The organism is Streptomyces sp. TM32 (assembly GCF_004122755.1).
GTDB classification, from domain to species: domain Bacteria; phylum Actinomycetota; class Actinomycetes; order Streptomycetales; family Streptomycetaceae; genus Streptomyces; species Streptomyces sioyaensis.
This window is the reverse complement of record NZ_SDIG01000081.1, coordinates 1-14,116: the sequence shown is the minus strand read 5'-3', so window position 1 is coordinate 14,116 and position 14,116 is coordinate 1. Positions and strand designations below refer to the sequence as shown.

At 72.5% G+C, this 14,116-nt stretch carries 13 protein-coding genes; 6 read left to right on the top strand and 7 right to left on the bottom strand.

Annotated elements, in window-relative coordinates:
* Positions 1-63: 63 nt before the first annotated feature.
* Entirely contained in the window at positions 64-432 is a 369-nt protein-coding gene (locus tag EST92_RS18700; protein ID WP_006605202.1) for an STAS domain-containing protein, read from the bottom strand.
* Positions 433-693: 261 nt separating this feature from the next.
* On the opposite strand from EST92_RS18700, the gene EST92_RS18695 reads away from it, so the two are divergent.
* Complete coding sequence (locus tag EST92_RS18695) at positions 694-1,632, top strand: RNA polymerase sigma factor SigF (protein ID WP_129282043.1); 939 nt, start codon at positions 694-696, stop codon at positions 1,630-1,632.
* A 142-nt stretch (positions 1,633-1,774) separates the two neighbouring features.
* Here EST92_RS18695 and hutI read toward each other — a convergent pair whose 3' ends face one another.
* From hutI to hutU, 4 genes are read right to left on the bottom strand one after another with little or no spacing between them, the layout of a single operon-like run.
* Positions 1,775-2,956, bottom strand: coding sequence for an imidazolonepropionase (gene hutI / locus EST92_RS18690; protein WP_129282027.1), 1,182 nt, complete (start codon positions 2,954-2,956; stop codon positions 1,775-1,777).
* A 17-nt stretch (positions 2,957-2,973) separates the two neighbouring features.
* Positions 2,974-4,350, bottom strand: coding sequence for a formimidoylglutamate deiminase (locus EST92_RS18685; protein ID WP_174244058.1), 1,377 nt, complete (start codon positions 4,348-4,350; stop codon positions 2,974-2,976).
* Positions 4,341-5,582: an allantoate amidohydrolase gene (locus EST92_RS18680; RefSeq protein WP_254068906.1), complete on the bottom strand. Its 1,242-nt coding sequence runs from the start codon at positions 5,580-5,582 to the stop codon at positions 4,341-4,343. Before EST92_RS18680 ends, EST92_RS18685 begins: the two co-directional genes overlap by 10 nt.
* Before the next feature lie 17 nt (positions 5,583-5,599).
* Positions 5,600-7,270: a urocanate hydratase gene (gene hutU, locus EST92_RS18675; RefSeq protein ID WP_129282025.1), complete on the bottom strand. Its 1,671-nt coding sequence runs from the start codon at positions 7,268-7,270 to the stop codon at positions 5,600-5,602.
* Positions 7,271-7,491: 221 nt separating this feature from the next.
* Between hutU and EST92_RS18670 the strand changes: the two genes are divergently transcribed.
* The 5 genes from EST92_RS18670 to EST92_RS18650 all read left to right on the top strand — a co-directional run bounded on the left by EST92_RS18670 (position 7,492) and on the right by EST92_RS18650 (position 12,062).
* Complete coding sequence (locus EST92_RS18670) at positions 7,492-7,995, top strand: hypothetical protein (protein ID WP_174244057.1); 504 nt, start codon at positions 7,492-7,494, stop codon at positions 7,993-7,995.
* A complete protein-coding gene (locus EST92_RS18665) occupies positions 7,995-8,381 on the top strand; it encodes a transcriptional regulator (protein ID WP_129282024.1) in 387 nt (128 codons plus the stop codon). The genes EST92_RS18670 and EST92_RS18665 overlap by 1 nt, the downstream gene beginning before the upstream one ends.
* Before the next feature lie 104 nt (positions 8,382-8,485).
* A complete protein-coding gene (locus tag EST92_RS18660) occupies positions 8,486-9,364 on the top strand; it encodes an ABC transporter ATP-binding protein (RefSeq protein WP_129282040.1) in 879 nt (292 codons plus the stop codon).
* On the top strand, positions 9,361-10,365 hold the full coding sequence (locus EST92_RS18655; RefSeq protein WP_254068904.1) for an ABC transporter permease: 1,005 nt from the start codon (positions 9,361-9,363) through the stop codon (positions 10,363-10,365). Before EST92_RS18660 ends, EST92_RS18655 begins: the two co-directional genes overlap by 4 nt.
* A gap of 362 nt (positions 10,366-10,727) precedes the next feature.
* A complete protein-coding gene (locus tag EST92_RS18650) occupies positions 10,728-12,062 on the top strand; it encodes a diaminopimelate decarboxylase (RefSeq protein ID WP_129282023.1) in 1,335 nt (444 codons plus the stop codon).
* A gap of 51 nt (positions 12,063-12,113) precedes the next feature.
* Here EST92_RS18650 and EST92_RS18645 read toward each other — a convergent pair whose 3' ends face one another.
* Together EST92_RS18645 and EST92_RS18640 are read right to left on the bottom strand one after the other, a co-directional pair.
* A complete protein-coding gene (locus tag EST92_RS18645; RefSeq protein ID WP_129282022.1) occupies positions 12,114-12,755 on the bottom strand; it encodes a hypothetical protein in 642 nt (213 codons plus the stop codon).
* A 202-nt stretch (positions 12,756-12,957) separates the two neighbouring features.
* Complete coding sequence (locus EST92_RS18640) at positions 12,958-13,956, bottom strand: MurR/RpiR family transcriptional regulator (RefSeq protein ID WP_174244056.1); 999 nt, start codon at positions 13,954-13,956, stop codon at positions 12,958-12,960.
* Positions 13,957-14,116 lie beyond the last annotated feature (160 nt).

Here is a 14,116-nt window from a genome sequence, read left to right as displayed (position 1 = left end):
GGGTACGGAAGTTGTGACACGGACTACGTGCCCGGAATGTATCGTTCCGGACACCGCGTCACATCAGTCGGTCAGAGCCGCGTCGAGAGAGTCATGCACCGTGAAGACCGCCTCCGCGCCGGTGATCTCGAAGACCCGGGCCACCACGGGCTGCATCCCGGCCAGATGGACCGCACCCCCCTCGGCCTCCGCCTTCAGGCGCGCGCCGAGCAGCACATTGAGTCCGGTGGAATCCATGAACTCAAGGGGTGAGCAATCCACTACGAGGCGTGCATATCCGTCGTCCACGCACCCCTCCAGTGATTCACGCAACAGATCCGCGGTGTGGTGATCGAGCTCACCCGCGACCGTCACCACCGCGCTGGCGCCGTGATGGCGGATCTCGACGTGAAGCCGGCCCCGGCTTGCACTGCCGACCGTCCCGCGGTCCATGCGTGCGCACCCCTCATTGCTGTCTAGACGACTGTTTGCTTACGACTGCGCTTGTCGAACCCTACGCCTTCCTGAGGCGCGCCGGTAGCCGGAACAATCCCCATAAAGACCAATATACGGACAACGCGCACTTGCCATCTTCACGCAAACCCAGGTAGGCGTAGAAGCACACATCCAACACGGCCGGCTTTGGAGGCGCCGCACACCGCAGCTTCGCGTAGAGGCATCGGCAGCCATATGCCGAGAACGATGGAGGAGACCATGTCACCCCGGCTCGACGAATTGCGTACCGACGACAACCGGCACCCCGCTTCGTCGACACCCCCGTCCGACCCGACCGGGCTTATCCCTTCCCAGCTGCTCCCTGCCGAATCAGACCTGGCAGAAGAGACTGAGATCGAGGGGCTGCCCGAGATCCCGCCGTTCGACGAGGTGGGTCCGGTGGACGCGAGGGCTCTGTCCAAGACCCTCTTCGAGCGGCTCGAGCACCTCGAAGAAGGCACCCACGAATTCGCGTACGTCCGTAACACGCTGGTCGAGCTCAATCTCGCCCTGGTGAAGTTCGCGGCCTCCCGGTTCCGTTCCCGCAGCGAGCCCATGGAGGACATCGTCCAGGTCGGCACGATCGGCCTGATCAAGGCGATCGACCGCTTCGAACTCAGCCGTGGCGTCGAGTTCCCGACGTTCGCGATGCCGACCATCATCGGCGAGATCAAGCGTTTCTTCCGCGACACCAGCTGGTCGGTGCGCGTACCGAGGCGGCTCCAGGAACTGCGGCTGGACCTCGCCAAGGCCGGCGACGAGCTGGCGCAGAAGCTGGACCGCGCGCCCACGGTGCACGAACTCGCCGCGCGCCTCGACATCAGCCGTGACGAGGTCGTCGAGGGCATGGCCGCGAGCAACGCGTACACCGCGAGCTCGCTGGACGCCCAGCCGGAGGAGGACGACAGCGAAGGCGCGCTGGCCGACCGCATCGGCTACGAGGACCACGGCCTCGAAGGCATCGAGTACGTGGAATCGCTCAAGCCGCTGATCGCCGAACTCCCGCCGCGCGACCGGAAGATCCTCTCGCTGCGCTTCGTCGCCAACATGACGCAGTCCGAGATCGGCGAGGAGCTGGGCATCTCCCAGATGCACGTCTCCCGTCTGCTCTCGCGCACCCTCGGACGGCTCCGTAAGGGCCTGATGATCGACGAGTGAGGGACCGCGGTCACTGCCGGTCGCCCGCGACCGACCACCGCCCGCGCGAAGGAGGGCCCGCCCCGGGGTTGTTCGGGACGGGCCCTCCTTCGCGTGCCCGGGGCGCACCGGACGCCGTCAGCCGGCCGTCCGGTGCGGGCCGTCAGACGAGCACGCCGTTGTGCCACACGGCCGAGACGAGCGGGACACCGGGCCGGTAGGCGAGATGGACGTGCGAGGGCGCGTCCAGCAGTGCCAGGTCGGCGCGGGCGCCGGGGGCGATCCGGCCGATGTCCGTACGGCGCAGGGCGCGGGCGCCGCCCGCGGTCGCCGACCAGACCGCCTCGTCAGGGGTCATCCCCATGTCGCGGACGACGAGCGCGATGCAGAACGGCATCGAACTCGTGAAGGACGAGCCGGGGTTGCAGTCGGTGGACAGCGCGACGGTGGCGCCCGCGTCGAGCAGCGGGCGGGCGTCGGGCCACCGGGCACGGGTGGAGAACTCGGCGCCGGGAAGCAGGGTGGCGACCGTGTCGGACTGCGCCAGGGCGTCGATGTCGGCGGCGCTGAGGTGGGTGCAGTGGTCGGCGGAGGCCGCGCCGAGTTCGACGGCGAGCTGGACGCCGGGGCCGTGGCCGAGCTGGTTGGCGTGCACCCGCGGCACCAGGCCCCTGGCCTTGCCCGCGGTGAGGACGGCACGGGCCTGGTCGCCGTCGAAGGCGCCCTTCTCGCAGAAGACGTCGACCCAGCGGGCGTGCGGGGCGCAGGCGTCCAGCATCGGGCCGGTGACGAGGTCGACGTAGCCGGCCGGGTCGTCGGCGTAGTCGGGCGAGACGATGTGGGCACCGAGGAAGGTGACCTCGTCGGTGTGCGCGGCCGCGATGCGCAGCGCGCGGGCCTCGTCCTCGACGGTGAGGCCGTAGCCGGACTTGGTCTCCTGGGTGGTGGTGCCCTGGCGGAGCGCCTCGGCGAGATAGCGGGCGACGTTGGCGTGCAGGGCCTCGTCGGAGGCGGCGCGGGTGGCGGCGACGGTGGTGCGGATGCCGCCGGCGGAGTAAGGGCGGCCGGACATCCGGGCGTTGAACTCCGCGGTGCGGTCGCCGGCGAAGACCAGGTGGGAGTGGGAGTCGACGAAGCCGGGGATGCCCGCCCGGCCGCCGGCGTCGACGGCGTTGTCAGTGGCGGGTGCTTTGCTGGATGCACCGACCCAGGCGATGCGGTCGCCGTCGATGACGACCGCCGCGTCCTGGATCAGACCGAGGGGGCCTTCACCGAGGGAGGGGTCGTTGGTGACGAGCTGGGCGATGTGGGTGATGGCGGTGGTCGGCGCGGAGGTCGTCGTCATCGCGGGGGTGTTCTCCTTCAGCCGCGTACGGCGGCGATGGACTCTGCCAGGGCGGTGGGTACGTCGGCGAGAAGAGTGTGCACGCCGTCGCGGACGATCTGCCGCCCGCCGACGATGGTGTGTCGCACGTCCGCGGCGGAGGCGGCGAATACCGCCGTCTCGGCGCCCAGCCGGGGCAGTGGTCCGGCGGTGCGTACGGAGTCCAGTGCGATCGTGGTGAGGTCGGCGAGCGCGCCGGGTTCCAGGGTGCCGGCGTCCTCCCAGCCCAGGGCGGCATGGCCGTCGGCGCTCGCGGCGCGCAGCAGGGCGGCCGCCGTCCAGTGCCCGCGGGTGCGGGTGCGCAGCCGTTCGTCGAGCTCCATGGCGCGGGCCTCTTCGAGCAGGTCGATGACGGCGTGGCTGTCGCTGCCGAGGGACAGCGGACTGCCGCGGCCCTGGAGGCGGGCGGCCGGGCCGATGCCGTCGGCCAGGTCGCGTTCGGTGGTGGGACACATGCAGACGCCGGTGCGGGAGTCGCCCAGCAGCTCGATGTCCTCGCCGGTGAGGTGGGTGGCGTGCACGGCCGTGGTCCGCGGGCCCAGCACCCCGTGCTCGGAGAGCAGTTGGGTGGGGGTCCGGCCGTGGGCGTCGCGGCAGGCGTCGTTCTCGGCGGTCTGCTCCGAGAGGTGGACGTGCAGGGGGGCCTGCCGCCCGCGGGCCCACTCGGCGACGGTGGCGAGCTGGGCGGCCGGCACGGCACGTACGGAGTGGATGGCGGCGCCGATGCGCGCGTGGTCGTGGCCGTCCTTGAGGGCGTCGGCGCGCTGGGCCCAGCTCTCGGCGGTGCCGTCGGAGAAGCGCAGCTGGTGCTGGTTGGGCGGGGCGCCGAAGCCGGCCGAGAGATAGGCGGTGTCGAGGAGGGTGATGCGGATACCGGCGTCGGCGGCGGCCGTGAGCAGCGCCTCGCCCATGGCGTTGGGGTCGCGGTAGCGGGTGCCGCCGGGCGCGTGGTGGAGGTAGTGGAATTCGCCGACGCAGGTGATGCCGGCCAGCGCCATCTCGGCGTAGACGGCGCGTGCGAGGGCGTAATAGGAGTCCGGGGTGAGCTTGTCGGCGACGCTGTACATGACCTCGCGCCAGGTCCAGAAGGTGCCGGTGCCGACCTGGACGGTGCCGCGCAGCGCGCGGTGGAAGGCGTGCGAGTGGGCGTTGGCGAGGCCGGGCAGGGTCAGGCCGCGCAGCGTGGTGGCGCCGGGCGGCGGGGTGTCGGCCCCGGTGCGGACGGCCGTGATCCGCCCGTCCGCGGCGTCCACGGCCACGCCCGGCTCGACATGGGTGCCCAGCCAGGCGTGTTCGAGCCAGTACGTCGTCGGTGTCGTCGGCGTGGTCGGTGTTGCCTGCGTCGTCAGCGGCACGCCAGCCCCTCCAGTACGTCGGCGAGTGCGGTGACCCCGGCGGCGCAGTCGTCCTCGTCCGCCGCTTCGGCGGGTGAGTGCGACACCCCGGTGGGGTTGCGGACGAACAGCATGGCGGTGGGGACGGTCCCGGACAAAATACCGGCGTCGTGCCCGGCTCCGGTGCCCAGCACCGGCACGGCCCGCTCCCGCGTCTTGCCGAGGATCGCGCTCAGCTCGTCCCGCAGGGCGTGCTGGAACTCCACTACGGGCGTGAAGGATTCGCGGACCACGCTCAGGTCCACGCCGTCGCGGGCGGCGCGCTCGGCGGCGGCCTGCTCGATCCCGGTGATCACGGTGTCCAGGGTGTCCTGGTCGGGGGCCCGGGAGTCCAGCCAGCCGCGCACGAGCGAGGGGATGGCGTTGACGCCGTTCGGCTCCACGCTGATCTTCCCGAAGGTGGCCAGGGCGCCGGCCAGCCGGGCCTGTTCCCGCGCGGCGAGCACGGTCGCGGCGTAGCTGAGCATCGGGTCGCGGCGGTCCTCCAGGCGGGTGGTGCCGGCGTGATTGGCCTCGCCGCGGAAGTCGAACCGCCAGCGGCCGTGTGGCCAGATGGCGGAGGCGATGCCGACCGGGGCACCGGGCCCCGCGGCGGAGCCGCTGTCGAAATCAGCCAGGGCGCGCCCCTGCTCGACGTGGAGCTCGACGAACGCGCCGATCCGGGCGAGCCGTTCGGGGTCCGGGCCGATGGCCTCGGGGTCGTATCCCGCGCGCTCCATGGCCTGCGGGAGGGTGATGCCGTCGCCGTCGCGCAGCCGGTGCGCGGCCTCGGTGGTCAGCGCCCCGGCGGAGAGCCGGGAGCCGACGCAGGCCAGGCCGAAGCGGGCGCCCTCCTCGTCGCCGAAGTTGACGATCGCCAGCGGCCTGCCGAACTCCACTCCCCTGCGGCGGAGTTCGTCCAGGGCGGCGAAGGAGGAGACGACGCCGAGGGGGCCGTCGAAGGCGCCGCCGTCCGGTACGGAGTCCAGGTGGGAGCCGGTGACGACGGCGTCGCCGGGGGCCACGTCCTGGGGGCCGGTGGCGCCGAGCCAGGCCCACTGGTTGCCGTTGCGGTCCAGTTCGTAGGCGAGCCCGCGGGCCTCGGCCTGGGCCCGGAACCACGCGCGGCAGTCGGCGTCGGCGCCGGTCCAGGCGTAGCGGCGGTAGCCCCCGGAGGAGGAGTCGCGGCCGAGGGGCCGCAACTCCTCCCACATCTCGTGGAACGAGGCGGTCACGCGCCCCCGCCTTCGCCCTCGCGCATCGGGATGCGGACACCGCGCTCGGCGGCCACCTCGTCGGCGCGCTCGTAGCCCGCGTCGACGTGCCGGATGACGCCCATGCCGGGGTCGTTGGTGAGTACCCGGCGGATCTTCTCGCCGGCCAGCGGGGTGCCGTCGGCGACGGTGACCTGGCCGGCGTGGATCGAGCGGCCCATGCCGACGCCGCCGCCGTGGTGCAGCGAGACCCAGGAGGCGCCCGAGGCGACGTTGACCATGGCGTTGAGCAGCGGCCAGTCGGCGATCGCGTCCGAGCCGTCCTTCATGGCCTCGGTCTCGCGGTAGGGCGAGGCGACGGAGCCGCAGTCGAGGTGGTCGCGGCCGATGGCCAGCGGGGCGCGGAGGGTGCCGTCGGCGACCATCTCGTTGAAGCGCTCGCCGGCCTTGTCGCGCTCGCCGTAGCCGAGCCAGCAGATACGGGCGGGCAGGCCCTGGAAGTGGACCCGCTCGCCGGCCAGCTTGATCCAGCGGGCCAGCGACTCGTTCTCCGGGAAGAGGTCCAGGATCGCCTTGTCGGTGGCGGCGATGTCGCGGGCGTCGCCGGACAGCGCGGCCCAGCGGAACGGCCCCTTGCCCTCGGCGAACAGCGGGCGGATATAGGCGGGGACGAAGCCGGGGAAGGCGAAGGCCCGCTCGTATCCGGCGAGTTGGGCCTCGCCGCGGATCGAGTTGCCGTAGTCGAAGACCTCGGCGCCGGCGTCCATGAAGCCGACCATGGCCTCGACGTGCCGGGCCATCGACTCGCGCGCCCGCTGGGTGAAGTCGGCGGGCTTCGCGGCGGCGTAGGCGGCCATGTCGTCGAAGTCGATGCCGACCGGCAGATAGGCCAGCGGGTCGTGGGCGCTGGTCTGGTCGGTGACGATGTCGATCGGCGCGCCCTCGGCGAGCATCTGCGGCAGCAGCTCCGCGGCGTTGCCGAGCAGTCCGATCGACAGCGGCTTGCGCTGGTCCCGGGCCTCGACGGCGAGCTGGAGCGCGTGCTGGAGGGTGTCCGCCCGGACGTCCAGGTAGCGGTGCTCGATCCGGCGCTCGATGGCCCGCGGGTCGACGTCGATGCAGATCGCGACACCGTCGTTCATGGTGACGGCGAGCGGCTGGGCGCCGCCCATGCCGCCGAGGCCGGCGGTGAGGGTGATCGTCCCGGCGAGCGTGCCGCCGAACTTCTTCGCCGCGACGGCCGCGAAGGTCTCGTAGGTGCCCTGGAGGATCCCCTGGGTGCCGATGTAGATCCACGAACCGGCCGTCATCTGCCCGTACATGGTCAGCCCGAGGGCCTCCAGACGGCGGAACTCCTCCCAGTTGGCCCAGTCGCCGACGAGGTTGGAGTTGGCGATGAGCACCCGCGGCGCCCACTCGTGCGTCTGCATCACGCCGACCGGCCGGCCGGACTGGACGAGCATCGTCTCGTCCTGCTTGAGCGTGGTGAGCGTGCGCACCATCGCGTCGAAGGAGCGCCAGTCACGTGCGGCCTTGCCCGTGCCGCCGTAGACGACGAGCTGGTCCGGGTGTTCGGCCACCTCCGGATCGAGGTTGTTCTGCAGCATGCGCAGCGCGGCTTCCTGCTGCCATCCCCGAGCACTCAGCTCCGTACCGCGCGGTGCCCGCACGGGTCGCGGTCCCGACATGGGCCGTGCCTCCCTGACGTCGAATGGATTGAGCTATTCACATATTGATGTCACTGAATAGCGTTAGTCAACAGGGTGTGGCCGCGACACCCACCGCAAGGCGCGGGAACCAGCCGGACGTCGCACACTATTTTTGACTTGCCCACCGGGAAAGTCTGCGCTAACTTTCCTAGTGGGCAAGTCAACGGGGACGTACGAACCGCCTTGGGGAGGCGAGCGCCATGAGCACACCGGTGGATGCCGAACGGGCCTGGCAAGATCTACAGCGCATCCGGGTACCGCAGGAGCGGGTGTACGACGAGATCGAGAGAAGCGCCCAGAGCGACCTCGGGTCGACCTACTTCACGGCCGCCGTGATGTGGGTTTTCCTCGCCGTCACGGGCCTGGATCTGCCCACGTGGGCGTTCTGGCTGGTATTGACCGCCTACTTCGCCGTACTGGGCAGCGCGGCAGTGATCTACAACCGCAGGAGCCGGATCCGGCTGCACCGCTCGCGCCACAGCTGGCGGTCGGTCGCCACCTTCGTCGCGGGCATGGCGGTCACCCTCGTGACCATCCTGGTGTCCGGCTTCGTGGCCGACCAGCTGGCGCTGCCGTTCGGCAGCCTGATCCAGGCCACCGCCTCGACGGGCGTCTTCCTGCTCTTCGTCGGCCCGGCGAACCGCTGGGCGGTCAGCGCGCTCCGCGACCGCGGCGCGAGAGTCGGCCACCGGGCGGTGAGTTGATGAGCACCCCGAGCGGCTTCGACGAACTGATCCACCCGTCCACCCGCCTGTCCGTGGTGGCGCTGCTCGCCGCCACGGAATGGGCGGACTTCTCCTTCATCCGCGACAGCCTCTCGCTCAGCGACTCCGCGCTCTCCAAGCAGCTGCACACCTTGGAAGAGGCCGGGTATCTGGAGATCCACAAGGAGGGCGGCGGCCGGAAACGGCGCACCAAGGTACGGCTGACCAGCCGCGGCCGCACCGCCTTCGAGGGGCATGTGGCCGCACTCCGGGCCATCGTCGAGGGCGCGGGACCGACGACGGGCGCCACGCCGGCGACGGAGTCCGCCGCGGCGACGACATCAGGGACACAGCACCAGCAACAGCGCGCGGAGGCGGGCCGATGACCACGACCGAGCACCTATCCACGGCCCCGGCCAGGACCGCGCCGGAAGCGGCCCCGGGGTCCACCGCAGCCCGCCAAGCAGTCGTCCGGGTACGGGACTTGCGGATGTCGTACGGCGACACCACGATCCTGCACGGCATCGACCTGGACATCCACCGCGGCGAGATCTTCGCGCTGCTCGGCCCCAACGGCGCCGGGAAGACCACCACCGTCGAGATCCTGGAGGGCTTCCGCCAGTGCTCCGCCGGGGAGGTCCGTGTCCTGGGTGCGGACCCGGCGCGCGGTGACGACGCCTGGCGCGGCCGGATCGGTCTGGTGCTGCAGTACTGGCGCGACCACGGCCGCTGGCAGGTCGCCGAGTTGCTGACGCACTTCGCCACGTACTACCCGAACCCCCGCGACCCGGCCGAGCTGCTGGCCCTGGTCGGCCTCACCAAGCAGGCCGGCCGGCAGGTCGACCATCTCTCCGGCGGCCAGCGCCGCCGTCTGGACGTCGCCCTGGCCATCGTCGGCCGCCCCGAACTCCTCTTCCTGGACGAGCCGACCACCGGCTTCGACCCCGAGGCCCGGCGCGACTTCCACGATCTGATCGAACGGCTCGCCCGCGACGAGGGCGTGACGATCCTGCTCACCACCCACGACCTGGTGGAGGCCGAGCGGTTGGCCGACCGGATAGCAATGCTGGTCAACGGCCGGATCGGGATCCACGGCACCCCGACGGAACTGTCCCGGCGGGCCGCCGCCCAGGCCGAGGTCCGCTGGACGGCGGCCGACGGCACGGCGCGCACGGAACGCACCGCGGACCCGTCCCGGCTGGTCTGGGAACTCCACCAGCACACCGGTGGACCGATCGCCGATCTGGAGGTCCGCCGCCCGACGCTGGAGGACACCTATCTGCACATGGTGCACCGGGAGGCCAAGCGCGGAGCCGACGGGGCCGAGGCCGGGGCCGGCGCCCCGGAGGGGGAGGAACAAGCCGCATGAGGGGGACCGATATGACAGCCGCGACGACGGCGACGGGCACGACCGAGGGAATCGGGACGACCGGGGCGACGGACACGGCCGGTGCGAGGGGCCGGACCGGGCCGGGCCACCCGCGCGGCGCCGCCCCGGGGGAGACCGCACCGCGCTCCCGCCGCCGTCCCTGGCGCGCCGGCTTCCAGCGCGGGCGGATCGAACTGCGCCACCTCCTGCGTAACCGCAAGGAGTTCAGCGGCCATCTGATCAACGTCGTCGTGGCGCTGCTGATCGCGCACAACATCAGCGGCAGGGTGCCCGGCACCCACATCCCGATGGCCCATCTGACGCTCGCGGGCTTCTCCGCCTATCTGCTGTTCCAGATCGGGCTGGTCAATCTCCCGCAGATTCTGGTGACCGAGCGCGAGGAAGGCACCCTGCTGCGGCTGCGCGCCACCCCCGGCGGCATACCCGCCTACCTCATCGCCAAGTCGCTGCTGGTGGTCGTCATGGCCTTCGGCACCCTGCTCGTCCTGCTGGGAGCCGCCGCCGTGCTGGTGGACGGGCCGCTGCCGCACGGGCCCGGCGGCTGGCTGACGCTGCTGTGGGTCAGCGCGCTCGGGCTGCTCGCCGTCGTACCGCTGGGTGCGGCCCTCGGCGCCGTGCTGCCGAACCCGCGCGAGGCGCTTGCGCTGATCATGCTGCCCACGTTGGCGCTGCTGATCACCTCGGGCGCGATGTTCCCGCTCAGCTCGCTCCCCGAGGTGGTCCAGAAGATCGCCTCGGTCTTCCCGCTCCGGTGGATGGCCCAGGGCCTGCGCTCGGCCCTCCTGCCGGACACCGCACGCGCCGCGGAACTGTCCGGCTCCTGGGAGCTGCCCACGGTGGCCCTGATACTCAGCGCCTGGGCCGTGGTCGGCTTCCTCCTCGCGGTCCCGCTTCTGCGCCGTGCCACCCGCCGCGAGTCCGGCTCCCGCCTCTCCGAAAGCCACCGCAAGGCGGAACTCAGCGGCGGCCGGGCGGCCTGAGACTGCTGCCGTGTGGTCCTGGATGCCGCTCGTGTCGTCCGGCCAAAGGTCGGACGGCGCGGGTGGCATCCAGGACCACACGGCAGTACAGCCGGCTGATGGACCGGGGCACGGGGGACCCACGGCCGGCGAACCCAGGGCCGGTGGACCCACGGCCGGTGGACCCAGGGCCGGTGGGCGGCGAGCCAGCAGGCCGGTGAGCTGCCGGGCCGGCGGGCCGGTGAGCTGGCAGGCTGGCGGGCGGGTGGCACGGGACCTGCGGGCCGTGGGCGGGCCGCCGGCCAGCGGCCGGCTCCTCGGAGCGGTTCGGAGGCGTGGGTATCAGTTGGCGTGACAGCCCCACCCAATGATGGAGTTGCCCCATGAACTTCACGGACCGGGACCGGGCCGTACGGGCCGCCATTGCACAAGGGCTGGTGGGGCCCGCGGAGCCCGTCGCCGGGCTGCTCGATATCGCCGGGGTCCGACGGTCGGCGGCCGAGCTCCGGGCCGCCTTCGAGGAGTTCACCGCCCCCGGCACCCCGGTGCTGCACGCCTTCGCGGTGAAGGCCGCCTCGCTCGTCCCCGTTCTGCGGCTGCTCGCGCAGGAGGGCCTCGGGTGTGAGGTGGCCAGCCCGGGGGAGCTGGCGCTGGCCCGGGCCGCCGGTGTGCCGGTCGCGCGGACCGTCCTGGACTCCCCGGCCAAGACCCTCGCCGAGCTGCGTGAGGCGCTGGCCCTCGGGATCGCCGTCAATGCCGACAACCCCGAAGAACTGGCCCGTATCGACTCCCTGATGGCCTCCGCGCCGAGCAGTGCCCCCGTGGGTCTGCGGGTCAATCCCCAGATCGGCGGCGGCAGCATCGGGGCGATGAGCACCGCCACCGACACCTCGAAATTCGGTGTGGGGCTGCGGGACGAGGGCGCCCGCGACTGGGTCGTACGCTCCTTCCTCGCCCGGCCGTGGCTGACCCGGCTGCATGCCCATGTCGGTTCCCAGGGCATGCCGCTGGAGCTGATGACCGCGGGCGTCGGGGCCCTCTTCGTCCTCGCCGAGGAGATCAACGAGAGGGCCGGCCGGCGTCAGATCGACACCCTCGACATCGGCGGGGGCCTGCCGGTCAACTTCTCCTCGGACGCCGTCACCCCGACCTACCGCGAGTACGTCGCGCAGCTCCACGCCACCGTCCCCGGGCTGCTGTCCGGACGCTATGGGCTGGTCACCGAGTTCGGCCGCTCACTGCTGGCCAAGCACGGCACGGTCCTGGCCCGCGTCGAGTACGCCAAGTCGGCCGGCGGCCGTCCCATCGCGGTCACCCATGCCGGTGCCCAGGTCGCCACCCGTACGGTCTTCGCCCCCGAGTCCTGGCCGATCCGGGTGGCGGCCTACGACGCCGAGGGCCGCCCCAAGACGGGCGCTCCGGTGCCACAGGACGTCGCGGGACCGTGCTGCTTCGCGGGTGATCTGGTCGCCGAGAACCGTCCGCTCCCCCTCCTGGAGTCCGGCGACCACGCCGCCCTCCTGGACACCGGCGCGTACTACTTCTCCACCCACTTCGCCTACAACTCCCTTCCCCGGCCCGGGATTTACGGCTATGCGGCGGATCCGGACGGTACCGTCCGCTTCGCCACCGTCCGCACCCCGCAGACCCTGGAGAACCTCACCGAGGAGAGCGGCGGCGCCCACACGGAGTCGCTGCGCGACCTCGGGAGGCAGTAGATCCTGAGGGGCGGCACAGAGCCCGCGAGGGCAGCCTCCCGGGCCCAGCCCTCAGCGACCGCTCGGCGCACCACCGGCCCGCATCCCACCGGCCCGCGCACCACCGGCCCGCGCCCCACCGGCCCGCGCGTGACCGGCCCGCGCCCCGCCCGGCCGGGCGTCCCCGGCGGCCGTTCCGGTCAGTACGTACGCGGTGACATCCTTGCCCGCGGCGCCGCCCCGCCCGGCGGATTCGGTCCGGACCCACAGCAGCGCCTCGTGTTTCCGCTCCCAGCGGCCCAGCCACAGCGCCTTGCCCCACAGGCCGAGCGCGGCCCCGGCCATCAGCAGCCCACCGGTCGCCGGCAGCACGAACGACGAGGCGACCGCCGCCAGGAAAGCGAGCAGCAGCCACCAGCGGTGCGCCCGTCGCCAGGTGCGGAGGGTGACCGAGCGGTCCTGAAGGATGACGGCCTTCCCGGCGCGCGCAGCGCCACGGGCCAGCTCCGCGTAGCGCCCGCGCCGTGCCGCGAACACCACCAGCGCCGCGCCCACTGCCAGCACCGCCCCCGCCAGCAGCCCGATCGTCCGGCCGGTCAGTCCCGGAACCAGCACCCCGATGCCCGCGGCCAGCAGTCCCGGCCACCACAGCCAGCCGGCCGGTGCCCGTACCACCACGGCCACCCGGACCAGCCCATATGCCCCACGTCCCACGACAGACCTCCTCGCCCCGAGACCGCTGTGCCTCAGCTCTCCGGCACAGCTGTACGGCGGCGGATCGTAGCCAGCCGGGATGAGGATTCCCTGAGACGGCGCCCCACGGGCTGCCAGGCCTTGGCACTCCCACAAGCTGCCGGCCCACAAGCCGCCAGCCCTCAGCGCGCCCCCGGCACGCCGCGCCCCCGCGCCGTCCTGCTCACTCGACGAACAGTCCGCGTTCCGCCGCCCGCGCGTCGAATTCCTCCAGGCGGGCCTGGGCGTCCGGAAGGGCGTCGCACATCGCCTCCAGCAGGACCCGGCCCAGCAGCATGGGGGCACAGGCCGTGTCGAAGGACAGCCCGGTGCCGACGGGGGCGGGGAGCAGGAGGTCGGTGTGGTGGGCTACGGGGGCGAAGGCGCTGTCGGCGACGGTGACGACGGTCAGTCCGGCGGTGCGGGCGTATTCCAGTGCCTCGACGACCTCGCGGGGGTGGCGGGGCAGGGCGAAACAGAGCAGGGCGCTCGCACCGGCGCGTACGGCGGCGTCGATGCGGTCGGTGAGCAGGGTGCCGCCCTCGTCCAGGAGCCGGACGTCGGGGTGGACCTTGCGGGCGAAGTAGGTGAAGCCCGCGGCCTGGGCGGTGGCGGCGCGCAGCCCGAGGACGAGCAGCGGGCGGGAGGCGGCGAAGAGGCGGCCCGCCTCGGCCACCGGCGCCGGGTCGGTGAGCGCGGCGGCGAGCTGACGGAGGTTGTCGATCTCCGCTTGGACTGCCTGCTGGTACTCGTTGGCGGTCCCGGCCTCGGCGGCTCCCGCGGTGGGCGCCACCTCGCGCAGATGGCGGCGCAGCGCCGGATAACCGTCGAAGCCCAGGGCGACCGCGAAGCGGGTGACGGACGGCTGGCTGACGCCGGCGAGATCGGCCAGTTCGACGCTGGAGAGGAAGGGCGCGTCGGCGGCTCGGCGCACCATGCAGTGGGCGATCCGGCGCTGGGTGGGCGTCAGCCGGTGCCCCTCGAAGAGCTTCTGCAGCCGGGCGGCGGTGCCGGTGTCCGTACCGCCCGCACGAGCCGTTCCCACCGCGCCGCCCACGGCAGCCGTACCGCCCGCGCCGGCCTGCACGCCCCGTGCCCCCTCGGCACCACCCGTCGCCCCGCCACCGACCGCGCCGCCCATACCGTCGCCGACGCCGCCGTCGTTGTCCCCGTCCCCGCTCATCGCCTCTTCTTCCCGGCCCGGTCGGGGGCCTTGTCCTGTGTCGACCGACTGTACGGAATTCCCGGCCCGCTCCGGTCCGGGACAGGCGTCGGGATCCGGGCGTACGCGTTCTGGCCGTACGCGATCCGGTCGTACCCGTTCCGGTCGTACGCGTTCCACC

What these genes read in the sequence shown, in the direction of transcription:
- EST92_RS18700 (WP_006605202.1), bottom strand. Translation starts at nt 432, where the DNA reads ATGGACCGCGGGACGGTCGGCAGTGCAAGCCGGGGCCGGCTTCACGTC.
- EST92_RS18695 (WP_129282043.1), top strand. Translation starts at nt 694, where the DNA reads ATGTCACCCCGGCTCGACGAATTGCGTACCGACGACAACCGGCACCCC.
- hutI (WP_129282027.1), bottom strand. Translation starts at nt 2,956, where the DNA reads ATGACGACGACCTCCGCGCCGACCACCGCCATCACCCACATCGCCCAG.
- EST92_RS18680 (WP_254068906.1), bottom strand. Translation starts at nt 5,582, where the DNA reads ATGTGGGAGGAGTTGCGGCCCCTCGGCCGCGACTCCTCCTCCGGGGGC.
- hutU (WP_129282025.1), bottom strand. Translation starts at nt 7,270, where the DNA reads ATGTCGGGACCGCGACCCGTGCGGGCACCGCGCGGTACGGAGCTGAGT.
- EST92_RS18670 (WP_174244057.1), top strand. Translation starts at nt 7,492, where the DNA reads ATGAGCACACCGGTGGATGCCGAACGGGCCTGGCAAGATCTACAGCGC.
- EST92_RS18665 (WP_129282024.1), top strand. Translation starts at nt 7,995, where the DNA reads ATGAGCACCCCGAGCGGCTTCGACGAACTGATCCACCCGTCCACCCGC.
- EST92_RS18660 (WP_129282040.1), top strand. Translation starts at nt 8,486, where the DNA reads ATGTCGTACGGCGACACCACGATCCTGCACGGCATCGACCTGGACATC.
- EST92_RS18655 (WP_254068904.1), top strand. Translation starts at nt 9,361, where the DNA reads ATGAGGGGGACCGATATGACAGCCGCGACGACGGCGACGGGCACGACC.
- EST92_RS18650 (WP_129282023.1), top strand. Translation starts at nt 10,728, where the DNA reads ATGAACTTCACGGACCGGGACCGGGCCGTACGGGCCGCCATTGCACAA.
- EST92_RS18640 (WP_174244056.1), bottom strand. Translation starts at nt 13,956, where the DNA reads ATGAGCGGGGACGGGGACAACGACGGCGGCGTCGGCGACGGTATGGGC.